Below are 22,624 nucleotides of genomic sequence, written 5' to 3'. Positions count from 1 at the left end.
CGGGAAACCCGGGTACGGGTCAGCGGGTGTTCGGTCCCCGGTGCGGGGGCTGGGCGGGCGGCCGGCGCACCGGCGCGGGCGGCACCGGGCGCACCACGGGGCCGTCTCCGTTCACGGTGAGCGGCGCGCCGTGGTGACGGACCGTCAGGGGTCCGCCGGACAGCAGGGTGTACACGGCCTTCTCGGGGCCGATCTCCACGCGCAGCCGGCTGCCGTGGAGCTGGACGCTGAAGGCGAGACGGCTGAACTTCTCCGGCAGGCGGGGCGCGAAGCGCAGGCTGTCGCCGTCGCGGCGCAGTCCCCCGAACCCGGCGACCAGGGCCGTCCAGGTGCCGGCCAGCGAGGCGATGTGCAGTCCGTCGCGGGTGTTGTGCTCCAGGTCGGCCAGGTCCATCAGCGCGGCCTCGGCGGTGTAGTCGTAGGCCAGCCGCAGATGGCCGGCCTGCGCGGCGATCACCGCCTGGCAGCAGGCGGACAGCGAGGAGTCGCGGACGGTCAGGGGTTCGTAGTAGGCGAAGTTGCGGGCGAGCTGCTCGTCGTCGAAGTGGCCGCCGCAGGTGTACATCGCCAGGACCAGGTCGGCCTGCTTGACGACCTGCTTGCGGTAGAGGTCGAAGTACGGGAAGTGCAGCAGCAGGGGGTACTGGTCGGGCCGGGTGCCGGCGAAGTCCCATTGCTGGTAGCGGGTGAAGCCGGCGTGCTGTTCGTGCACGCCGAGGTCGTGGTTGTAGGGGATGTGCACGGCCTCGGCGGCGTCCCGCCAGGCGGCGCTCTCCTCCTCGTCGACGCCGAGCCGGGCGGCCTCCCCGGGGTGGCGTTCGACGGCGTCGGCGGCGGCGAGGAGGTTCGCCCGGGCCATCAGGTTGGTGTAGGTGTTGTCGTCGGCGACCGCGCTGTACTCGTCGGGTCCGGTGACGCCGTCGATGTGGAAGGTGCCGTGGGCGTCGTGGTGGCCGAGCGAGCGCCACAGCCGGGCCGTCTCCACCAGCAGCTCGACGCCCGTGGTCCGTTCGAAGTCCCGGTCCCCGGTGGCCGCGACGTAGCGGACGACGGCGTCGGCTATGTCCGCGTTGACGTGGAAGGCGGCGGTGCCGGCCGGCCAGTATGCCGAGCCTTCCGAGCCCTCGATGGTCCGCCAGGGGAACGCGGCGCCCCGCAGGCCCAGTTGGACGGCGCGTTCGCGGGCGGCGGGGAGGGTGCTCTGCCGCCAGCGCAGGGCCTCGGCGACGGAGCCGGGGGCGGTGTAGGTGAGCAGGGGGAGGACGAAGGTCTCGGTGTCCCAGAAGGCGTGGCCGTCGTAGCCGGAGCCGGTGAGCCCCTTGGCGGGGATGGCGCGCTGCTCGGCGCGGGCGCCGGCCTGCAGGACGTGGAAGAGGGCGAAGCGGACGGCCTGCTGGATCTCCTCGTCGCCGTCGACCTCGACGTCCGCGCGGGCCCAGAAGTCGTCCAGCCAGGCCCGCTGTTCGTCGAGGAGGCCCTGCCAGCCGCTGTGCGCGGCGGCGGCGAGGGCGGCCTCCACCTGGTCGCTCATCGCGGGCCGGGAGCGGGCGCCGGACCAGCCGTGCGCGACGAGCTTCTCCACCCTCAGCTTCTCTCCTGGTTCCAGCACGGAGGTGACGGTCAGGCGGGCGACGTCGACGTTGCTCTCGCTGCCGGTGGTGGTGCGTTCGGGTCCGGTGACGGTGTGGTCGGCGGCCACGGCCACCCGCAGGCCGCTGCGCTTCGTCCGGTGGACGAGCCGCAGGCGGTGGCCGAGGGCCACGTCCTCCTCCGGTTCCAGCGGCGACTTCAGCGCGCGGGCCGCGCGCGGGTCGCCGTTCGGGTCGGGCAGGCTCTCGTTGGCGACCAGCTCGGACTGGATCACCACCCGGGAGCGGCTGCCGACGGCCTCCACCTCGTAGGCGACGGCGGCGACGGCGCGCTGGGTGAGGGAGACCAGCCGGGTCGAGCGCACCCGGACCGTGGAGCCGGCCGGCGAGGTCCACTCGCAGGTCCGCTCCAGGACGCCCCGGCGCAGGTCGAGCACCCGTTCGTGGGCGACGAGGCGGCCGTAGCGCAGGTCGAACGGCTCGTCGTCGACCAGCAGCCGCAGGACCTTGCCGTTGGTGACGTTGATAACGGTCTGGCCGGACTCCGGGTAGCCGTAGCCCGCCTCGGCGTACGGCAGGGGGTGCAGTTCGTGGACGCCGTTGAGGTAGGAGCCGGGCAGGCCGTGCGGTTCGCCCTCGTCGAGGTTGCCGCGCCAGCCGACGTGTCCGTTGGACAGCGCGAACACCGACTCGCTCTGCGCGAGGACGTCGAGGTCGAGTTCCGTCTCGCGCACGCACCAGGGCTCCACGGTGTACGACCGCTCGGTGATCACGCGCGTCCCCCCAGCTCGGCCAGGTCCTTCACGACGACGTCCGCGCCGTGCGCGTACAGCGCGTCGGTCTGCCCGACGCGGTCGACGCCCACGACGTACCCGAAGTTCCCGGCGCGCCCGGCGTCCATCCCGGCGAGCGCGTCCTCGAACACGGCCGCCGCCGACGGCTCGACACCGAGGTCGCGGGCGGCGGCGAGGAAGGTGTCGGGGTGCGGCTTGCCCGGCAGGCCCCGCTCGGCGGCCACGACACCGTCGATCCGTACGTCGAAGAGGTGCTCGGCGGCGATCGAGCGCAGCACGTCCCGGGTGTTGGCGCTGGAGGAGACGATGGCCGTCCGCAGCCCCCGCGCGCGTGCCGCCTCGATGTAGCGCAGGGTGCCGTCGTAGGCCTCCACTCCCTCGCTGCGGATCTTCTCCAGGAGGCGCTCGTTCTTGCGGTTGCCGAGGCCGTGGACGGTCGGCGCGTCGGGCGGGTCCTCGGGCCGGCCCTCGGGCAGATGGATGTCGCGGGAGGCGAGGAAGGTGCGCACACCGTCGGCGCGCGGGCGGCCGTCGACGTACTCGTCGTAGTCGTCACCGGCGTCGAACGGCCGGAACCCCTCGCCGTCGCGCTCGCGCAGGAAGGCGTCGAAGGTCTCCTTCCAGGCGGCCGCGTGCACCACGGCCGTCCGGGTGACGACCCCGTCGAGGTCGAAGAGACAGGCCTGGATGGCTTCGGGAAGGCCGAGCGTCGTCGTCATACAGGGTTCCGTTCCCCCGGAACGGGTCCCTCACCGGTGTGGCACCCGCCACATCCCCGGCGGTCCGGTGTCAGTCGTGGGGGAAGGAGTGGTGCTCGTGCGCGATCAGCCAGCGGCCGTGCTCCTTGCGCAGGCCGAAGGTGAGGCGCAGCCGCAGGCCGGGCGTCCGGGCCAGCTCCCCGGGTGTGCCGCAGCGCAGCAGGGCGTGGGCGTAGGCGACGTCGTGGCCGGCGGTGACGTCGAGGGTGTCGATGTCGAAGCGGGCGCCCTGGGCCTGCCAGGCGAAGAACGGCGGCCAGACGGCCCGGTAGGCCGCGAGACCGCGGAAGCCCGCGTGCGGCGGCGGGACGTAGTACAGGACGAGGTCCTCCGCGTGGTCGGCGAGGACGGCGTCGAGGTCGCCGCGGTGGACGGCGTCGGCCCAGCGGGTGATCAGGGTGCGGATCTGCGTCTCGTCGTCGGACACGGTCGTCCTCCTCTCGGTACGGGTCGATACGATCCGGTACGGACCTCCCTGGGGTCTCCTTCCAGGAGACTGCGACACTCTGCTGTGTGCTCACTTTCGACGATCTGCTGCACCGGGCCCGCTCTCTCGCCGGGGAGGGCCGGCGGCGCGCGCTCCTCGGCATCGCGGGGAGCCCCGGCGCGGGCAAGACGACCCTCGCCGAGCGCCTGGTCCGGGAACTGAACGGGGACGGCGAGTCCTGGGCCGCGCACGTCCCCATGGACGGCTTCCACCTCGCCGACGTCGAACTCGACCGTCTGGGCCGCCGCGACCGCAAGGGCGCCCCGGACACCTTCGACGCGGCCGGGTACGCGGCCCTGCTGCACCGGCTGCGGTCGGACACCGACGAGGTGGTGTACGCGCCCGGCTTCGAACGGGTGCTGGAGCAGCCGCTCGCGGGCGCGGTCCCCGTCCCGCCGACGGCCCGGCTGGTCGTCACGGAGGGCAACTACCTGCTCCTCGACACGGGCGCGTGGCCGCGGGTGCGGGCCGCGCTGGACGAGGTGTGGTTCTGCGAGACCGACGAGGACGACCGCGTCCGCCGGCTGATCGCCCGCCACGAGGAGTTCGGCAAGGAGCACGAGGCGGCGGTGGCCTGGGTGCACGGCAGCGACGAGCGCAACGCCCTGCTGGTGGCCGGGACACGGGACCGGGCGGACCTGGTGGTCCGCGTAGGGTAGCGGCGTGGGGCTGGACATCACCGTACTGGCGCTGGACTGGGAGCGGTTGGAGCGGACGCCGGTGGCCGACCGGCAGGAGCTGCTGTACGAGGCGGCGTGCCCGGACGCTCCCGGCCGGGACGCCGAACCCGAGGCCGGCTGGGTGTTCCCCGCCTCACCGGAGGTGCCCTGGTGCGGCCGCTACGAGTTCCACAGCACCAGCGGGTCCTACAAGCCGCACTTCTGGGCGGGCGAGGGCTGGGACACCGCGCGGCGGTTCGCCGCTCCCGCGCTGCGGGACGCCCTGGACGGCTTCCTCTTCCACCTGATCGGGGAGGGCGACGAGCTGCCGGCGACCGGCCTCTTCGCCTCGGATCCCGCACCCTGGCGTCCGGAACTCCTCCTCGTCTGCCCGCCCGCCCTCGTGCCCGCGATCGCCGCCCACTGGGGCCGCGCGGAGCCCCTTCTGGAGGGGCTGCGCGAGAAGTACGACCGGCACGCGGCGCGCCCCGGCGGCCGGATCGCCGACTTCGACGCCTTCGTGGTGCTGCTGCGCGAGTGGGCGGTGGTGGTCGAGGAGACGGCGCGGCGTGGCTGGGGACTGCTGGGGCTGCCTGTCTGAGCGCCGGCCTCAGTCCTCGGCGGCGCTCAGGGTCAGTTCCGGTTCGGCATGGGCGTCGTCGGGGCCCAGGACCGCGGTGAAGGCGTCCGTCCGGATGGTCAGCCCCTTCTCGCCCCGCTCCACGGAGACCGCGAACGGCTCCTCGGTTCCGTAGCGCACCGCGAACACGTGCAGGTCGTCCGGTGCGTCCGGGACCGGGCCGGCCTCCAGGGCGGTGGAGCTGACCAGGTGGCGCCAGCCCTCGTCGGGGTTGCCGTAGCCGCGCGGGTCGGCGGCGAGGGCGAAGGCGGCCTCCTCCTGGGTGCGTTCGGCGCGGGAGTCGAAGTGTTCGGCGCCCCGGGCCTCGGGGTGGGTGAGGCGCAGGGTGCCCGCGGAGGAGACGGCCCCGTGCGCGGTGCGCCGGACCCGGTCGCCGTCGTCCTCGGCGTACGGCAGGCCGGCCAGCAGGTACGGGGTGCCGGCGAGGCGTTCCACGGCGACCGCCGTCCAGAGGGTCGTGCCGTCGGTGACGTACAGGGAGCGGACCCGGCGCAGGACGTGGTCGCGGCCGACGACCGGTTTGGTGACCAGCTTGGCGGCCAGGCCGCCGGCGCGGACGTCGCGGACGCGGATCTCGCCCATGGGGCGGCACAGCAGGAAGCCGTCGGTGACCGGGCCGAAGCCGTGCTGGCGGTTGACGGCGGCGGGCAGGTAGTAGGTGCCGGCGGCCTCGACCACCGCCGGGGTCATCCGGTCGTCGAAGGCGACGGAGACCGTGCCGGCGCGCAGCTGGTGCCGGGCGGGCGCGCTCGCCGGGGTGCGGTGCCAGGGGGTGGTGTCCTGGATCTGCCAGACCAGCATCCACGCGAAGTGCCCGTCGACCCCGCCGTCCTCCTTGACCGCGTGCCGGGCCCAGCGGCTGTCGCCCCGGTAGCGGCCCAGGTCGGAGCCGATACGGGCGCCGAAGTAGCGCAGGCCGAGCACCGACTCGAAGGCGGAGTGCTGCTCGCTGTAGCGGGAGCCCCCGTTGTCGAAGCCGCCGTTCGTCAGGCGGGCGTCGAGGTAGCGGGCGAGGGCGTCGCCGTCCTCGGCGAACACCTCCTCGCCGCTGACCCGGTGGGCCTGGGCGAGGAAGGAGAGGGAGATCGGGCCGTAGTTGTTGTCGTAGGCGCCGCCGTGCTCGGGGGGCAGCAGGGCGCCCCGGTCGCGGACCCGGTGGGCGCGGATCTCGTCGGTGTACAGCTCCAGGGCCCGGGAGCGGACCCGTGCTCCCTCGTCGGCGGGCAGACGACGGGCCAGCATCAGACCGCCCACCACGCATCCGATCGCCTGGTTGCCCGCCTCCTGCGGGTTGAAGAAGGTCGCCTCGGTGAGCCAGTTCCAGTAGCCGCGCGCCACGTCGAGCAGGTCGGCCCGCTGCCCGTCGTCGACCAGGCCGTCCGCCGTGTCGAGGACGTTCACCGCCTGGAGCAGGGCCCACACCGTGCTCGGCCAGTCGCCGATGGGGTGCGCGCCCGCCGCCAGCGTGTAGCGGGCGTACGGCAGGCCGGAGTCGCGCATCCTCAGGTTCGGGTAGCCGGGGTTGTCGTCCCGGTAGACCCGCTCGCGCAGGTGGAAGGCGAGGCTGCGGCGGACCGCCTCCGGCAGGCGCGGGTCCTTGGTGCGCTGCCAGGCGAGGGCCAGCAGGGAGGTGATCCCGAGGGATGTGTCGCCGATGTCGTCGACACAGTCGGGGTGTTCGAGGCTGCCCTCGGGGGTGAGGCGCGCGAGGGCCTGCTCGGTGACGTCGGCGAGCACGGCGTCGTACGCCTCCGGAGTGTCCGGCAGGTCGTGCAGCGAACCGAGCTGGCGTGGGAGGTGCACGGGGATCAGTCCTTCATTGGCCATGGGGTCACACGAGAGGTGCGGGCCGGCGGGCGCGCAGTGTGACGGTCAGTGTCTGCGGGCCGTGCCCACCGATGTAGACGCGGTTCCCGGTCGTCGCGTCGGTACCGCCCACCACGGTGTAGTCCTGGCCCGGGTCGTACCGCAGCAGGTCGGTCCGGTCCGGCCCGGCCGGCGGCTCGCCCGCCTCGGCGGCGGCCTCGACCCGGATCTCGTCGTCGCCGACCCGGTAGGTCATCGGCCCGGTCGTCAGGCACCAGCGTCCCTCGCCGATCGGTACGGCGCCCTCTGTCACGCCGCCCGGCCGGAAGGTCAGTTCGAGGGCCCAGGGCACCCGTGGTCCGCTGAGGTCGATCCGCAGGTCGGCGCCGTCCTCCGTCAGGTCCACCTCGACGCGGGTCGTGTGGGAGACCTCGTCCCGAGGCCGGTCCGGGAAGGCCATCGCGGCCGAGAAGCGTCCCTCGTCCACCAGCCGGTAGACGCCGTCGTCCCGCCGCTGGTCCGTCGGGAGCGGCTGGTAGTAGGCGGCGGTGAGGGTTTCGGTGAGCCGGTACCGGTTGTCGGCGAGCTGTCGCATGTCGGCCGCGCGGAACGGGCCCAGGTCGAAGAAGCCCCGTGAGAGACGGACCGCGTCGAGGACGGCGTCGCCGGCGAACAGGCGCAGGAAGGTGGGATTGCAGGCGAGGCCCGAGCGGATGCGCCGGTGTTCCGGCACGTCGGAGCCGCCGTACACCACCGTGTGGGCGGTGGCGGAGGCATGTGCGGCGAGGCGTGCGGTGCCGATGTACCGGTCGCGCGGAAGTGTCTCCGCGTCCGGGGCCGGCAGGGCACGGCACAGGTCCGGGGTGAGAAGGGTCTGGGCGAGCAGGTCGGCGTCGTCGATGCCGTCGGCGGCCGCCAGCCGCGCCGCCCGGGCGAAGTCGCCCCGGCCTGTGCGGATCGCGAGCAGCCGGTAGTGCGGCAGGTAGGGCGCGAGCGGGAACGGGTGCTTCTGGTCCTGCCGTCGCGAGTGGACGGTCTCCACCGTGCCGTCCGGCCTGATGAGGTCCAGGGTGGTGGTGAGATTGCGTTCGACGGCGTCCAGCAGGTCGGCGCGGCCGAGCACGTCGGCCAGCAGCAGCAGCGACGGGTTCGTCACGTGGCACGCGTAGACGGCGCTGCGTTCCGAGTACAGGCCCTCCGCGTCGATGTCGACGCCCTCGGCGAGCCACTCCTCGACGCGGTCGAGCAGCCGGCCGTCGGGGAAGGACCGGTGCAGCCGGGCCAGCGCCGCGCACAGCTCCCAGCGGTGGTTCGGGGTGTGCACCCCACCGGTCAGGAGACTGCCGGAGGCGGCGCCGGCGATCTCCGCGAGCGCGGCCGTGACGTCGCGCAGTTCCGGCCCCGCGCCGGCGGCGAGGACGTGCGCGTCGCACAGGTCGTTGACGGTGAACGCGGAGTCGGGCGGTGACTGCACGTTGTCGCCGCCGGCGAAGAGGCCGGTGGCGGTCTGCGCGGCCCGCAGGGCGCGGAGGTGGGTCGTCGCGGCCGCGACGGCCCGCCCGCTGCCGTGCAGGGCCGAGTCCGGCGAACGGTACGCCGCGACCAGGGTCTTCACCCGCCGGGCCAGCACGCGATGGGTCACACCGGCGGGTTCCACGTCCGGGCCGGCCGCCGACGGGGCGGCCGACCGGTCGGCCGCGCGGGCCACCGCGCGGACGAACTCGTGGTCGGGCGGGGTGGGCGGGGTGGGCAAGGTCAGTCCTTCAGTCCGGCATTGATGTCGGCGCCCATGACGTAACGCTGGAAGACCAGGAAGATCACGATCAGCGGGATCATGGAGATGACCGATGCGCCCAGCAGTACCGACCAGTTGATGTTCTGCGCGCCGACGATGCTCTGGATACCGATCTGCACGGTGAACTTGTTGGGGTCGTTCAGCATCAGAAGGGGCCAGATGTAGTCGTTCCACCGCCACTGGAAGGACAGGATGGCGAGGGTCAGCATGATGGGCCGGGAGAGCGGCACCATGATCCGCAGGAAGATCGACAGTTCGCGGGCGCCGTCGATGCGCGCGGCTTCCACGAGTTCGTCGGGGACCGTCAGGAAGAACTGGCGGAACATGAAGCATCCGGTCGCGGTGAGCACGGCCGGGAGGATGATGCCGCTGAACGAGTTGTAGAGGCCGAGGTTGCGGACCACCAGGAACTCCGGGGCGAGCATGACCTCGGACGGCAGCATCGTGGTGGCCAGGATGCAGATGAAGAACACCTTGAGCCACTTGTTGTCGTACTTGGCCAGGGCGTACCCGGTGCAGCAGCTGGCTCCCACCGTGAGGATCGTCGTGATCACGCACACGATGGCCGTGTTGACGAAGTACTGGGAGAAGTTGGCACTGCGCCACGCCGTCAGGTAACCCGACAGGGTGGGGTTGTGCGGAACCAGCGTCAGCGGATAGGAGAACAGGTCGCTGGCCGGCTTGAGGGAGCTGAGGATGAACCACAGCACCGGCAGCCCGTACAGGCACGCCAGGATCCACAGCAGCGTCGTCGCGGACACCGCCCGCCGGAGCCCGCCGCTGCCCGCGCCGCGGGGCCGCTTCTTGGAGACGGCCCGTCCTGAACCGGCGTCGACCGGGCGTGGCATGTCTGTGGTTGTCATCGGTTCTCCACCCGCCGGTTGACGATCAGCTGGATGATCGCGACGGCCATCAGGATGAGCATGAGCACGAATGACGCGGCGCTCGCGTAGCCGATCTGGCCCCGTTTGAAGCCGGTCTCATAGATGTACTGGACAAGCAGGTTGTTCGACGTTCCGGGCCCGCCGTTGTTGAGGGCGACGAACACCGGGTATTCCTTCATCGCGTTGATCGTGTTGAGCAGGATGACGATGAACGAGGTGGGCGCGATGCTCGGCAGCGTGATGCTGATGAACTGGCGCCATGGGCCGGCGCCGTCGAGCGAGGCCGCCTCGTAGTACGACACCGGTACGTTCTTGATCGCCGCGATGAACAGCAGCATCGAGAAACCCGTCCAGGCCCAGGACGCCGCCATCACCACCACCATCAACGACAGGTCCGCGTTCGACTGCCACGGAACGGCACTTCCGCCGAGCCTCTCGATGACGTAGTTGACCAGGCCGAAGTTCTCTCCGAACAGCCACCGCCACAGGACACCGACGACGATGGGCGACAGCAGCCAGGGGATGAAGAAGATGACACGGGCGACGGACGCGCCCTTCGCGTGCTTGTTCACCACCAGGTTGGCAGCGAGCAGCGAGAGCGCGAAGTTCAGCGGTACGAAGAGCACGGCGTACAGCAGCGTCCGTGACAGCGCGTCGTAGAAGGTGGAGTCCCCGAACAGGTTGTGGTAGTTGTCCAGGCCGACGAACTGGAACGCCCCCACACCCGTGTAGTTCGTGAAGGAGTAGACGAGCCCGATCACCGCCGGCCAGACGAAGAACAGCGAGAACAGCACGACATTGGCCGCGATGAGGACGAGCGGCGCGAGGGTGTACCTGCTGCGTCTCCTGGGCGGGCTCGGCGGGCTCGCTGACACGTCCGAGGCGCGTTTTGTCATCTTCCTGACTCCGTGCTGGTGGGGTGGATTGCGGTGGGCTCACGCCATGAGCCCGGCATCACATGGGCGCCCGGGGCGGGCGGCGGTGTCTCGACCCCGCCGCCCGGTCCCCTGGCCTGCGATCAGCCGCCGACCTGCTGGTTGTAGCCGGCCACGATGTTCTCCAGGGCCTTGTCGGCCGACTGCTGGCCGTTGATCGCCTTGCCGAGCTCCGTCTTGGTCGGGTCCTCGGTGAGGCTCTTGCCCTTCAGCACCCAGTTCGTCTGCGCGGTGTTGAAGTAGCCGGAGATCGGGGCGTAGAGCGGGATCTCCTCGTTGTACAGCTTGAACGCCGCCTGCGCCGCCTCGGACTCGAAGGGGTACTCGGGGTTCAGACCGCTCTCGACGGGCAGGAACCCGGACGCCTCGCACAGCTCGCGGTAGTGGTCCGGCTCGTACAGCCAGGACAGGAACTTCTTCGCGGCGGTGGCCCCGGCGGCGTTGTTGTTGAAGCCCACCGTCATGCCGCCGCTGTTGACGTCGCTGGCCTGCACCGGCTGGGCGGGGGTCGGGACGCTCGCCCAGTCGAACTTCTTGATGCTGTCCGCGAAGGCGGCGACCTGCCACACGCCGGACCAGTAGGCGACCACGTCACCGCTCTGGAACATGGCGGACGGGTCGGCGCCGCTGGTCCACACCGACTTCGGCATGGTCTTGTTGTCGTTGAGTCCGACGAAGTAGTTCACGGCCTTCTTGGTCGCCGCGTCCACCGAGAACTTGCCGGAGGAGTCCGCGTGGACGTACTTCCCGCCCATCTCGTACACCATGGCGCGGAGCCGGGACGGCGACTGGTCGAAGGTCAGGGAGTACTTGGCGCCGGTCTTCTCCCGGACCTTGTCCGCCGCCGCGATGAAGTCGGTCCAGGTCCAGGTCTTGTCGGGCGAGGTCGGGAAGGAGACGCCGGCCTTCTTGAACAGCGTCTCGTTGATGAACAGGCCGGACGCGGTGACGTCCGAAGGGATGGACAGCACCTTCCCGGACGAGTCCTTGGCGAGGAAGTTCGCGTTGATGTTGTTGCTCTTGTCGTTGGCGATGGAGCTGAGGTCGATCAGCTTGCTCGACCAGATCGGGTCCAGCGCCGGCACGGCCGCCACGTCGGGCAGGGAGTTCGCCTGTGCGGCGTTGTGCAGCTTCGTCGTGTAGCCGTCGTAGGGGATGTTGACGAGCTTGACGGAGACGCCGGCTTCCTTCTTGTACTGCGCCACCAGCTTCTTCCAGCCCGCGTCCTGTCCGGGAACCGTGGAGATCCAGAACGTCAGCGACTTGGCGTTACCGCCCGAGTCGGACCCCGACCCGCAGGCGGAGAGCAGCAGGGCACCTGCCGTGGCCACGGCAGCGAGGGGAACCACGCGGCGTATACCGCCGCGGCCGAGTCGGCGGGAGCGCCGCACACCCACAGTGGTCATCTTTGATCCCTTTTCGTCGTAGGGGACGCAGCACGGCGCCGACCGAGCGGCACGGGTGCATTTTGCAGGAAGGTTCGCTTTCCGAGGGCGCGGCCTCGCCCGGCCGCGTCATCCTGACGGGCGAGGGTCCCCGGCCGCTGTGGCCGTCGCCGCACAAGCACGCCCTGGTGCGGTTGCCGTACGTCGAGTACGGGCGGGACGCTCACCTCGAGCCGGTGTCCCGACCGGCTTAGAAAGCGCTTGTCCGGACATTGGCAGACCGAGTCGGAGGCCGTCAATCCTTGGGCCCCGCGGCCTCGGTCACGGTTTGGACTCCCCGGGCCACCGCGAGCCGTGCCGCACCCGCGACGGTGCCCAGGTCGCCGACCGTGCTGCTGACCACTTCGGTGGGCCAGCTCAGGCGTGCCAGTTCGGCGCGCACACCGGGCAGGAGCTGCGGATCCGCGCCGGTGCTGCCCCCCAGCACGATCAGGCCGGGGTCCAGCACGGCGGTCACCGCGGCGGCGAGACGGCCCACGTCCGTGGCGTGACGGCCGACGACGGCGCGGGCCGTGGCCCCGCCCTGCCCGGCCAGCGCGAAGAGCCGCTCGGTGGTGCGGGGGCAGGGGCCGTCCACGGCCTCCCAGGCGTCTTCGGCCCGGCGCAGCAGGGAGCGGGCGCCCATGTACTGCTCCAGGGCCTCCTGGCGCGGCTCACGGCCGTCGTCCCAGGGGTAGGGCAGCCGGGCCAGCTCACCGGCGGCGCCGTTGGATCCGCGCAGCACCTGGCCGCCGACGACGATGCCGAGGCCGATGCCGACGCCGATGCGCAGGTAGCCGAAGGTGTGACGGCCCCGGGCGGCGCCCTCGTGCAGCTCCGCGAGCGCGGCACAGTTGACGTTGTTCTCCACGTGGACGGGGACCCCGGCGGGCAGGGCGACGGCCATGGCGTCGAAGACCGGGCCGGCCTTGGCGGTGGCCGGGCGCATCCCGCTGCCCTGCCGGTCCCGCGCGGTGACGTCACCGACGGCGACGACGACGGAGCGCAGCGGGGCGCCCGCGGGCAGCGCGGTGAGCGCCTCGCGTACGGCGTCGGCGGCGTCCTTGCGGGAGGCGGTCGCCTCGGCGAGCAGGGTGCCGTCCAGGGCGCAGCCCCTGACCCGGGTGAGGGCGGGGCCGAGATCGACGGCCAGGACGGCGCCGGCGGCGGGCCCGAGCCGGTAGACGGCGGCGGAGCGGCCGGTCCCGCTGGAGGCGGTGCCGGAGTGCGCGGCGAGCCGGGCGCCCTCCAGCTCCGCCACGGCGGAGGACACCGTCGGTTTGGACAGCCCCGCCAGGCTCGCCAGCTGCGGCCGGGTGGCGCTGCCCGCCTGGGCCAGCACGGCGAACACCGCGCTCGCGCTCTCGGTCAGGCGGGGGGCTTCCGCCACGTCGTGTTCCACAGTTTCCCCCACACGGGTACAGGGCCGCGCACCCTGCCGGTCTCTTCGGCGGGCTGCGGCGATGGGATGCGACGACGGCGCGCGGTCCCGCCCCGCGGCGGCCCGGACGGGCGTCCCGGGGGTCGAGTGCGCGACTGCTCTTGACGCACTGTACTTCGTTAGTTAACTTCCTAACGAACTTCACGGTACTCGCCTGCCGTGGCTCACCAGAAGCCCGTCCCGGGGCTTCCCTAGGTCACCGAAGCTCCATCCAGGCGCGGGATCTCCCGCGGTCACGGTTCGCCCGCCGTCGCAGCTCAGCGCATCGACGAAAGAGGATCCGTGCAGGACTCCCCCCCTTCGTGCCCCCTCGTGGTCGGCGTCGACGTGGGCGGCACCAAGACGCATCTCCGCGCGCTCGCGGGCGGGGACGTCGTCGCCGACCACGTCCGGTCCAGCAGCGGCTGGCGGCCGCACGACCCGGCCGCCGCCGCACGCTGGCTGGCCGGCCTCGTCCACGAGGCGCTGCCGGCGGGCTCCCGCCCGGGCGCGCTGGCCGTGGGCGCCCACGCCTGTGAGACACCCCGGCAGTGCGCGCTGATCCGCACCGCCGTCCAGGAACTTCTCGGCGTGCCCGCGCACATCGTGGGCGACGCCGAGCTTCTCGTGCCCGCCGCCGGACTGGACAAGGGGGTCGGCCTGGTCGCCGGCACCGGTTCGGTCGCGGTGGGTCCGCTGCCCGACGGCACCCCCGTGCAGGTGGGCGGCTGGGGCGCGGTCCTCGGTGACGAGGGCGGCGCCGCCGGTCTGGTCCGGGAGGCGGCGCGGGCCGTGTGGGCCGCCCACGACCGCGGGGAGGAGCCGGACGCCCTCGCGGCCGGTCTCCTCGCCGCGTTCGCGGTGCCCGAGGTGCCCGCGCTCGGCGCGGCCCTCGAGGGCGCCTCGGACGTCTCCGCCGAGTGGGGCCGGCACGCGCGCGTGGTCTTCACGGCCGCCGCCGACGGCTCCGCGCTCGCCCGTTCCGTGATCGCCGGGGCGGGCGAGTCCCTCGCCGGACTCGTCGTCCGGCTCGCCGGCCGCGGGGTCGCGGTCGACGACGTGGTGGTGGCGGGCGGCACGGTGCTCGGGCAGCCCGCGCTGTACGAGGCGTTCACCGCCGCGCTGGACGCCGCCGTACCGGGAGCGCGGCCGCGGCCGCTGACCGTGCCGCCGGTCGAGGGCGCGGTGGCGCTGGCGCGTTCGCTTCTGTGAGCCGCCGCTCCCCCGTTCACCCGCAGGACACGCACCGGTCGCCCGGGCCTCGCGGAAGCGACACGGCCCGGCCGTAGATCTTCGCTCGTACGCGTCATCCGGCTCACCGGTCCCCAGAAGGCCACCGAGTCGCACATGACCGCACCTCTTCCCTCCGGCCTCCCGGCCGCAGAACTCGAGAGAGGCACATCCATGCCGTCATCCGCCGGCCTCGGCACCCCCTCGGCCGTGAACAGAAGGCGCTTCCTGAAGACCTCCATCGGTGGCTCCGCGGCCCTGGTCGCCGCCCCGACGACGGTCTCCTGGCTGGGCGCCGCCGACGCCAGGGCCGCCACGAGCGCGCTGCCGTTCGTCGACGACTACAAGACGAACGTCCTGACGAACCTCACGCCCGAGACCAACGCCGTGGTGAGGATCCTCGGCGGCTTCGCGCAGGTGTGGAAGACCGGCTCGGCCTGGAACACCGGCACCCCGCTCCGGCCCGAGGTCCTGCGCGCCAACATGCGCTACTGCGCCGCGGTCACCGGGGCGCGCACCGAGGCCCAGGGCAGGGAGGCGTTCGTCTACGACCGCCAGCACCAGAGCTACGCGATGACCGGCGGGCTCGGTCCGCTCGCGGACCTGTACCGGACCGGCGCCAAGGCGGTCACGTCGATCACGAGCGCGCCGGACACCACGCCCCCGACCACCGTCAGCGACGCGGTGCCCGCCGACGCGCCCGCCGGTTCCGCGCTCGGCGCCGGCTCGTACACCTCCGACCTCGGCCAGGTGGCCAGGCTGGTCGACACCGTGCGCGGCCCGTACGCCTCCGGCAACCCCGGCAAGTACGCCTTCCAGTACCCGCGTCCGTGGCGCATGAACGAGGACAGCGAGGTCGTCGACACCGGCGCGACCGACGCGCTCGGGTATCCGGTCTACGACTCGAAGGTGGTCGTCGTCCCGCAGCTGCTGCGTCAGCGCGGCACCTCCGCGACCGACGACGGCGGCTTCCCGAGCGGTCACACCAACGCCTTCCACCTGGCCTCGCTGGCGTTCGCGTACGCGGTGCCGGAGCGGTTCCAGGAGCTGGTGACCCGCGCCCTGGAGCTCAGCCACACCCGGATCGTCTCCGGCATGCACTCCACGGTCGACGTCATGGGCGGCCGTATCATGGCCACCGCGCTCGCCGCGGCCGCCCTCGCCGACCCGGCCAACGCCGAGCTGAAGGCGGCCGCCCGGGCCCAGGCCCTGGCCTACTTCACCGCGCGGACCGGCACGACGGCCGACACCCTGTTCGCCTACGCGCACGCGGACGCCTCCGACCCGTACGCCGACCGCGAGGCCAACGCGCGGGCCGTGGCCCCCCGTCTGACGTACGTCCTCGAACGGCAGGGCCGCAAGGAACCCCTCACCGTGCCCAAGGGCGCCGAGGTGCTGCTGGAGACCCGCCAGCCGTACCTCACCGCCGAGCAGCGCCGCGCGGTCCTGCGCACGACCGCGCTGCCCTCCGGGTACGTCCTGCTGGACGGCTTCGAGCAGTGGGGCCGCCTCAACCTGTTCGCGGCCGCCGACGGCTACGGCTCCTTCGAGTCCGACGTGACGGTCACCCTGGACGCGGCGAAGGGCGGCTTCCACGCGGCCGACGCCTGGCGCAACGACATCGACGGCGACGGCGGTCTGACCAAGCGCGGCTCGGGCACGCTCACCCTGACCGGGCACAACCGCTACCGCGGCGGCACGGTGGTGGAGGAGGGCATCCTCGTCGCCGGGCACGCCGACGCGCTCGGCCAGGGCGGCGTACGGCTCACCGGCGGCACGGTCCGCGCGGAGCCGCCGCTGCGGGTGCGCGGCACCTGGACGCAGTCGAGGGGCGCGACGGTGGAGCTGCCGCTGCGCCGCGGCCACGGCGCGGCGCTCACCGTGTCGGGCCGGGTGACCCTCGGCCAGGGCTCGGTGCTGTCGCTGCGCCTGGACGACGAGCGGCCCGCCCGCGCCGGCGACGTCGTCCCGGTGATCGCCACCTGCGCGCTGCGCGGCCAGTTCGACACGGTGGAGCTGAACTCCGACAAGCTGCGCGCCGTACCTGTCTACACGGCGGAAGGTCTGTCGGTACGACTCCTGAAGCGGTAGCGCCCCCGGTGGCGGGAGCTGGTGCACAGTGGCCCTGTGGCCACCGCGGACCGCTCCCGCCGCCGCCCCGCGGGTGTCGCCGCGGGGCGGATGATGACACGCGCGACTCCCACGGACGCACGGCGGACGGACGCGGGGCACCCGGAACCGGTGCCGTCCCGGCCGCGCCCCTCACCCCCGGGCCGTCTCCGTCCGTGGCTGGTGCGTCTGCTGGTGGCGCTGCTGCTGGCCCAGACGGCGGTCGCGGCGGTGACGACGGCGGTGCGGCAGACGCCGACCATCGACGAACCGGTGTACGTCGCCACGGCCGCCGGCTATCTGCGCGAGCACCGGATCCGGTACAACCCCGAGCACCCGCCGCTGGGCAAGCTCGTCGTCGCCGTCGGGGTGGCTCTCGCCGGCCCGCGGGTGGACACGGACTTCACCGGCGACCAGACCGCGGCGGGCCGGCATCTCCTCTACGAGTCGGGCAACGACCCCTGGCGGCTGATGTTCTGGGCCAGGCTGCCGGTGATCGTCCTGACGCTGCTGTTCGGCCTGGTGGTCTTCGCCTTCACCCGCGACCTCGCCGGGCCCGCCCCCGCCCTGGCAGCGCTCGCCCTGTACGCCTTCTCCCCCGACGTGATCGCGCACGGTTCCCTGGCGACGCTCGACGTCCCGGCGGCGGGCTTCCTGCTGACGTCGGCGTGGCTGCTGTGGCGGGCCCGCGGCGGAGGGGCGCGCCGGTACCTCCCGCTCGCCGGGGCGGCGCTCGGCGCCGCGCTCGCCACGAAGATGAGCGCGCTGCCCGCGCTGCCCGTGCTGGTGGCTCTCGCGGCCTGGTCGACGGGGCTCCGGCGGGTGCGCAGGGCGACGGCGGCTGCCGCCGTCGTGGCGGTGACCGCCGTGGCCTTCGTGTGGGCGACGTACCTCCTGGTGGATCCCCGGCTGCGGTGGGACCCGCGGCAGACGCACGTGCCCGTGGTGCACGGGCTGCGCGGGCTGCTGGTGCGGCTGCTGCCCTTCCCCGAGGCGTACCGGGACGGCATGCGGATGCAGTTCGGGCTGGAGAACCAGGCCTGGCAGGGCTTTCTGTTCGGGCACGTGTACTCCGGGCCGCGCTGGTACTACCTGCCGGTCGCGCTGGTGGTGAAGACGCCGCTCGGCATGCTCGCGCTGTGGACGGCCGGGGCGCTCGCCCTGGTGGCGGTGCGGCGGCTGCGTCCGGCGGTGCCCTACGTGCTGGTGCCGGCGGCGGTGCTGCTGGCCTCGGCGATGACCGGGTCGCGCGACTTCGGCACCCGGTACGCGGTCTTCCTGCCGATGTTCCTCGCGGTGGCCGCCGGGTGCGTCCTGGTGGTGCGGTGGCCGGGGAGGCGGGTGCCGACCTGGGCGGTGGTGGCGTTCGTCGCGGTCAGTTCGCTGCGGACGTTCCCGTACTACCTGCCGTACTCCAACGAGGCGTTCGGCGGGCCGGCGAAGACGCATCTGCGGCTGCACGACTCCAACGTGGACTGGGGCCAGGATCTCGGACGGCTGGCGGACCGGCTGCACGGGCGGTACGCGGGCGAGCGGGTGTGGCTCGTCTACAAGGGCAGCGGTGTGCCTTCGTACTACGGCATCCGGGCGTCCGACCCGCGGCGGGCGCCGCTGCGCAAGGTGCACGGGGTGCTGGCCGTGTCGGACTCGGCCGCGGCCAGGGCGAGAGGGCGGCTGGCCCGGCTGATCCGCTCCAGCCGGCAGGTCGGCGAGGTCGGGCACTCGATCACGATTTACCAGCGGTAAAGGCCGGCGGGGTGTGCGAAGGGCACGGTCTCGGGCACGCTGTCCCGCACGCTCCGTGAGCTATGTTGAGCTGCGTGGGAGACAAAGGAGGCGCACCGGTGCCATCGCCGCAACAGGCACGCGCACAGGCATCAGCGATCACCTCGGGCAAGACGGATCCGGAAGCGGAGGTGTCCCCGACCTCCCGGCTCAGGGCCCTCTTCGACGGACCCCATCTTTCCCCGGGGCAGCGACGTATCGCCCAGTATCTGATCGAGCACCTCACCGAGGCGGCGTTCCTGTCGATCACCGACCTCGCCGAGCGGGTCGGGGTCAGCCAGCCCTCGGTGACCCGGTTCGCCGCGGCCGTCGGCTTCAGCGGCTACCCCGCGCTGCGCGAGAAGCTCCAGTCGATCGCGCTCGGCACGCTGGGCGGCCCCGCCCCGGCCGAGGTGAACCGGAGCAACGAGCTCCAGGCGGCGGTCGACGCGGAGATCGAGAACCTGGAGAACCTGCGGCGCGACTTCGCCGACCCGGACCGGGTCATCGAGATCGGCCGGGCGCTGTCGCAGTCGACCCCGCTGACCATCCTGGGTCTGAGGATCTCCGCCTCGCTCGCCGAGTACTTCGCCTACGCCGCCCGCCGCGTCCACCCGGACGTACGGCTGGTGACCCGGGGCGGCAGCGTCGCCTACGACGCGTTGCTGCAGTCCCGGGAGGCGGGCGGGACCTGGGTGCTGGCGTTCTCGATGCCCCGCCACGCGCAGGAGACCCTGACGGCGGTGCGGGTCGCGCGCAGCGCCGGTCTGAAGGTCGCGCTGGTCACCGATCTGGCGCTGGGCCCCGTGGCCGACGAGGCCGACGTCACGTTCGCCACGGGCACCGGTTCGCGGCTGGTGTTCGACTCCTACGCCGCCCCCGGGGTGATGGCCGCCGCGCTGCTCCAGGCCATGACCGACGCCGGCCCGGAGCGCACCCAGGCGCGCCTGGAGGAGTACGAGCAGATCGCCGAGCAGCACCAGTTCTTCCTGCGCGAGTGACCCACCGGACCGACCGCGCCGCCGAGGCCACCCCCCTCCCCCCGTACAGACGCAGGGGGATCATTGCGGTCAAATCACGCATGAATGTTTTCATACGTCTTGCAAACCAGTCGGCATATATAAATACTGCTCACGGCCGCACCCGCCCGCGAAGGGCTCCTGTACGGGCACCCGAAGCCGTCGTCCCCTACCCACGTCGGCGCTGAGGGTGCTCGGGGCATCGCCAGCGCGAGCGCCCGTGGCGGCCCCGGTCATCCCCTAGACCGGGGCCGCCCCACAAAACGTCGGACCACCCGTCCCGACGCCGTACACCCGGAAGCGATGACCATGACTCTGACGACGACGCAGCGCATCAGCCCGGACTGGCCGTGCCAGGTCAAGACCCCCGGCAGCTACGACTGGGAGCGCTCGGCCGCGAAGTGGCTGCGCGAACTGGTCCCCGCGCGCTACGCGAGCTACCCGGTGCTGCTGCGTCACCCGGTGCTGCTGGCCCGCCACGCTCAGATCCAGGTCCAGCAGGAGATCCGGGTGGCCCGCACCGCCCTGCAGACGGCCCGCGCCGACCTGCCCCGGCTCGGCATGCCCGAGTCGGTCATCGAGCACACCATCAAGCTGTACGCCGCCGAGCTCATGCAGCTCCAGCACATCGCCCGCAGCGTCCGCGCCGTCACCCAGGGCCTGGTGGAGCACGGCTCCGGCCGCTGAACGGCACCGTCCGTTCCGGCCATCGTCGCTGACGGGGGCGTTGCCGCAAGGCCGCGATCGATTCCCCGCCCGTGTGCCATGCTCAAGGCGTGACGAGCGAACCCGCCCTGCCCCTCGGGTCCGGTGATGTGCCCGACATGGCCGCCCTGACCCGGGTCGTGGCACGCCAGCGGGCCGAGATGGACCGGCTCCAGGAACTGGCGGCCTCCTCGGCCGTACTGGAGCGGGCCAAGGGCGCGGTGATGGCGCAGTTCGGCTGTTCCCCGGACGACGCGCTGGAGGCACTGCGGCTGCGGGCGAAGGCCGCCCGGCGGACGCTGCTGGAGGAGTGCTGGATCACGCTCGGCTCCCTGGCCCCGCCGCCCGCGGGCGGCGCCCCCCGGCCGTCCGCGGCCGCCGCCGTCCAGGACCAGCCGCTCCCGCCCCCGGACGAGGCCGGGTCGGCTGCCCTGGGCCGCCTCGCCCGGGCCCTCGTGCGCGTGGGCACCTCGCAGGATCTCGCCCGCTGTCTGCTCGACCGGCTCTCCCCGGACGTGGGCGCCGACGCGGTCATGATCTACGCGCGGCTGCCGAGCGGAGGGCTGGAACTGATCGGGCACGCAGGCGTCGACGACATCCTGGCCCGGCAGTGGAGCCGGGTGCCGCCGCTGGCCGGGATCGCCGCGCTGGACGCCCTGGCCGCCGGCGAGGCGCGCTGGCTGGAGAGCCCGGAGGCGGACAGCAGACGGTACCTGCTGATCGGGGACCCGCCCCGGCGGTGGGGCTCGCGGGCCTGGCTGCCCGTGGCCACCGGGGAGACGACCGAGGTCGCGATCGGCGTCCTGCGCCGCCACGAGGGCCCGTTCACGGCCGGTGCGCGCGAGCATCTGCTGGCCGCCGCGCGGCTGTGCGCGGGCCCGTTGCGCACGTTCGGCGTCCGGCAGGAACCCGGCGTCGGCGCCGCCGCGGACGCCGTGCAGACGGTGTTCGACCGGCTGCCGGTCGCCGCGGTGCTGCTCACCCCGCTGCGCGGGGCGGCGGGCACCGTCGAGGACTTCAGGATCGAGGCCGTGGCCGCCGGCACCTCGGACTCCTTCGGCCGCGCCGGCCGTGAACTGCTCGGCCTGCGCTTCCTGGAGTGCTGGCCGGCGGCGGCCGACGAACCGCTGTGGCAGGGGTGCCTGAAAGCGCTGGCGGGCGACGAGCCGTACGAGAGCGAGCCGTTCGCCCGGCAGCAGGTGGTCGCCGGGGTCAGCGAACTGGCCACGTACACGGCGCGGGTGGCGCGGCTGGGCGACGGACTGGTCGTCAGCTGGATCCGGCACGACGCCTCGGACCGCCAGGAGCAGCGGCTGGCGGACGTGCAGCGGCTGGGCAACCTCGGCTGGGCCACCTGGAACCTCACCACCGGCGAGGGGAACTGGTCCTCCCAGGTCTACGCCATCCTCGGACGCGACGCCGCGCACGGGCCCGTGCCGCTGACCCAGCTCCCCCGGATCGCGGTGCCCGAGGACGTGCCCGCGCTGGCCCGTGCCGTCGGGGAGCTGGTGCGGGAAGGGCGGCCGTGCGACGTGCCGTTCCGGGTCGCGGCCGGTGACGGCAACCGTCATCTGCGGGTGGTCGCCGAGGCGGTGGCGGACGCCGAGGGCACCCCCGTCGAGGCGCACGGCTTCATCCAGGACGTCAGCGCCCAGCGCAGCGCCGAACTCGCCCTCGTCGCCAGTGAGCGGGCGATGCTCACCCAGCACGGCGTGCTGATGGCCGAGCGCACGGTCGCGTCCCGGCTCCAGGACGCCCTCCTTCCGCTGCCGAAGCAGCCCGTGTGGCTGGCCGGGCTGCGGGTCGACATCGCCTACCTGCCCGCGCAGTCGGGGCTCAGCGTGGGCGGCGACTGGTTCAGCGCCATCGAACTGCCCGACGGGGACGCGTTGTTCGTGGTCGGCGACGTCGCCGGGCACGGCATGGACGCCGTCGCGGCGATGGCCCTGCTCAGGTTCACCGCCAAGGGCATGGTCATCACCGGTTCGTCGCTCACCGGGGCGCTCGCCCGCCTCAACACCCTGCTGCTGCACTCCCGCGACCCGCACGGCACGGCGACCCTGGTGCTGGCCCGCTACAGCCCGCGCGCACGGCGGCTGGTGTGGGCGCAGGCCGGTCATCCCCCGCCGCTGCTGCTGCGCGGCGGCGAGGCACGGTACCTCGAGCGGCCCCGCGGCATCCTGCTCGGCGCGAGCGACCATCCGCGCTACGAGGAGGCCGAGTGCCGCCTCACACCCGGTGACCGGCTGGTGCTGTACACCGACGGGCTCGTCGAACGGCCCGGGGAGAGCATCGACCGGGGCCTGGAGAGACTCGCCCTGGCCGCCGCGCCGCCCGGCCCCGGCGGACCGGCCCCGCTGGAGCGGCTGCTCGGCCTGCTGCTGGAGCCGGAGGGCCGGGACGACGTGTGCGTGCTGGACATCCAGGTGCCGCGGGACGCCGGGGAGTGACCCGGCCGGCCCCGTGGGCGCTCGGTCGTCGCGGTGCCGCCGGCACCCCGGCACCCCCGCGACGAGGGCCGGCAGGAAGGGGACGGGCGGCACCGGGCCCGGGATGCGGGAGACGTGCACGCGGACGGCTCCGGCCCGACGGGCCGGGGTGCCGAA

Annotated in this window: 17 protein-coding genes; 8 read left to right on the top strand and 9 right to left on the bottom strand. The window is 73.1% G+C overall.

Going from position 1 to position 22,624, the window contains the following annotated elements:
• Positions 1-19: 19 nt before the first annotated feature.
• The 3 genes from ACFY2L_RS11115 to ACFY2L_RS11105 all read right to left on the bottom strand — a co-directional run bounded on the left by ACFY2L_RS11115 (position 20) and on the right by ACFY2L_RS11105 (position 3,568).
• Complete coding sequence (locus ACFY2L_RS11115; protein ID WP_390656640.1) at positions 20-2,362, bottom strand: glycoside hydrolase family 65 protein; 2,343 nt, start codon at positions 2,360-2,362, stop codon at positions 20-22.
• Entirely contained in the window at positions 2,359-3,102 is a 744-nt protein-coding gene (locus tag ACFY2L_RS11110) for an HAD family hydrolase (RefSeq protein ID WP_390822093.1), read from the bottom strand. Before ACFY2L_RS11110 ends, ACFY2L_RS11115 begins: the two co-directional genes overlap by 4 nt.
• Positions 3,103-3,172: 70 nt before the next feature.
• Positions 3,173-3,568, bottom strand: coding sequence for a YybH family protein (locus ACFY2L_RS11105; protein WP_390656638.1), 396 nt, complete (start codon positions 3,566-3,568; stop codon positions 3,173-3,175).
• Between the two features lie 86 nt (positions 3,569-3,654).
• Between ACFY2L_RS11105 and ACFY2L_RS11100 the strand changes: the two genes are divergently transcribed.
• Both ACFY2L_RS11100 and ACFY2L_RS11095 read left to right on the top strand, forming a co-directional pair.
• Positions 3,655-4,287, top strand: a complete 633-nt coding sequence (locus ACFY2L_RS11100) for a nucleoside/nucleotide kinase family protein (RefSeq protein ID WP_390822092.1) — start codon at positions 3,655-3,657, stop codon at positions 4,285-4,287.
• A 4-nt stretch (positions 4,288-4,291) separates the two neighbouring features.
• Entirely contained in the window at positions 4,292-4,888 is a 597-nt protein-coding gene (locus ACFY2L_RS11095; RefSeq protein ID WP_390822091.1) for a hypothetical protein, read from the top strand.
• Positions 4,889-4,897: 9 nt separating this feature from the next.
• Here ACFY2L_RS11095 and ACFY2L_RS11090 read toward each other — a convergent pair whose 3' ends face one another.
• The 6 genes from ACFY2L_RS11090 to ACFY2L_RS11065 all read right to left on the bottom strand — a co-directional run bounded on the left by ACFY2L_RS11090 (position 4,898) and on the right by ACFY2L_RS11065 (position 13,161).
• Complete coding sequence (locus tag ACFY2L_RS11090) at positions 4,898-6,730, bottom strand: hypothetical protein (protein WP_390822409.1); 1,833 nt, start codon at positions 6,728-6,730, stop codon at positions 4,898-4,900.
• A gap of 28 nt (positions 6,731-6,758) precedes the next feature.
• Complete coding sequence (locus ACFY2L_RS11085) at positions 6,759-8,486, bottom strand: hypothetical protein (RefSeq protein ID WP_390822090.1); 1,728 nt, start codon at positions 8,484-8,486, stop codon at positions 6,759-6,761.
• Between the two features lie 2 nt (positions 8,487-8,488).
• Positions 8,489-9,391, bottom strand: a complete 903-nt coding sequence (locus ACFY2L_RS11080; protein WP_390656634.1) for a carbohydrate ABC transporter permease — start codon at positions 9,389-9,391, stop codon at positions 8,489-8,491.
• A complete protein-coding gene (locus ACFY2L_RS11075; protein ID WP_390656633.1) occupies positions 9,388-10,308 on the bottom strand; it encodes a carbohydrate ABC transporter permease in 921 nt (306 codons plus the stop codon). Before ACFY2L_RS11075 ends, ACFY2L_RS11080 begins: the two co-directional genes overlap by 4 nt.
• A gap of 122 nt (positions 10,309-10,430) precedes the next feature.
• The gene (locus ACFY2L_RS11070; RefSeq protein WP_390822089.1) at positions 10,431-11,753 is read right to left on the bottom strand and encodes an ABC transporter substrate-binding protein; all 1,323 of its coding nucleotides are present in this window, start codon (positions 11,751-11,753) and stop codon (positions 10,431-10,433) included.
• Positions 11,754-12,027: 274 nt separating this feature from the next.
• Positions 12,028-13,161 carry an ROK family transcriptional regulator gene (locus ACFY2L_RS11065; protein ID WP_390656631.1) on the bottom strand — a complete coding sequence of 378 codons (1,134 nt, stop codon included), beginning with the start codon at positions 13,159-13,161 and terminating at the stop codon, positions 12,028-12,030.
• Positions 13,162-13,494: 333 nt separating this feature from the next.
• On the opposite strand from ACFY2L_RS11065, the gene ACFY2L_RS11060 reads away from it, so the two are divergent.
• The 6 genes from ACFY2L_RS11060 to ACFY2L_RS11035 all read left to right on the top strand — a co-directional run bounded on the left by ACFY2L_RS11060 (position 13,495) and on the right by ACFY2L_RS11035 (position 22,468).
• A complete protein-coding gene (locus tag ACFY2L_RS11060; protein WP_390822088.1) occupies positions 13,495-14,403 on the top strand; it encodes an N-acetylglucosamine kinase in 909 nt (302 codons plus the stop codon).
• Between the two features lie 192 nt (positions 14,404-14,595).
• Positions 14,596-16,512, top strand: a complete 1,917-nt coding sequence (locus ACFY2L_RS11055; protein ID WP_390656629.1) for a phosphatase PAP2 family protein — start codon at positions 14,596-14,598, stop codon at positions 16,510-16,512.
• A gap of 93 nt (positions 16,513-16,605) precedes the next feature.
• The gene (locus tag ACFY2L_RS11050) at positions 16,606-18,276 is read left to right on the top strand and encodes a phospholipid carrier-dependent glycosyltransferase (protein WP_390822408.1); all 1,671 of its coding nucleotides are present in this window, start codon (positions 16,606-16,608) and stop codon (positions 18,274-18,276) included.
• A gap of 98 nt (positions 18,277-18,374) precedes the next feature.
• On the top strand, positions 18,375-19,295 hold the full coding sequence (locus ACFY2L_RS11045) for a MurR/RpiR family transcriptional regulator (RefSeq protein ID WP_390656628.1): 921 nt from the start codon (positions 18,375-18,377) through the stop codon (positions 19,293-19,295).
• Between the two features lie 321 nt (positions 19,296-19,616).
• Positions 19,617-20,000: a hypothetical protein gene (locus tag ACFY2L_RS11040; protein WP_390656627.1), complete on the top strand. Its 384-nt coding sequence runs from the start codon at positions 19,617-19,619 to the stop codon at positions 19,998-20,000.
• A 137-nt stretch (positions 20,001-20,137) separates the two neighbouring features.
• Positions 20,138-22,468, top strand: coding sequence for a SpoIIE family protein phosphatase (locus tag ACFY2L_RS11035; RefSeq protein ID WP_390822407.1), 2,331 nt, complete (start codon positions 20,138-20,140; stop codon positions 22,466-22,468).
• The last annotated feature ends 156 nt before the right edge of the window (positions 22,469-22,624 follow it).

Source organism: Streptomyces sp. NPDC001381, from assembly GCF_042895685.1.
Classification (GTDB): Bacteria; Actinomycetota; Actinomycetes; order Streptomycetales; family Streptomycetaceae; genus Streptomyces.
This window is presented reverse-complemented; position numbering and strand designations above follow the sequence as displayed.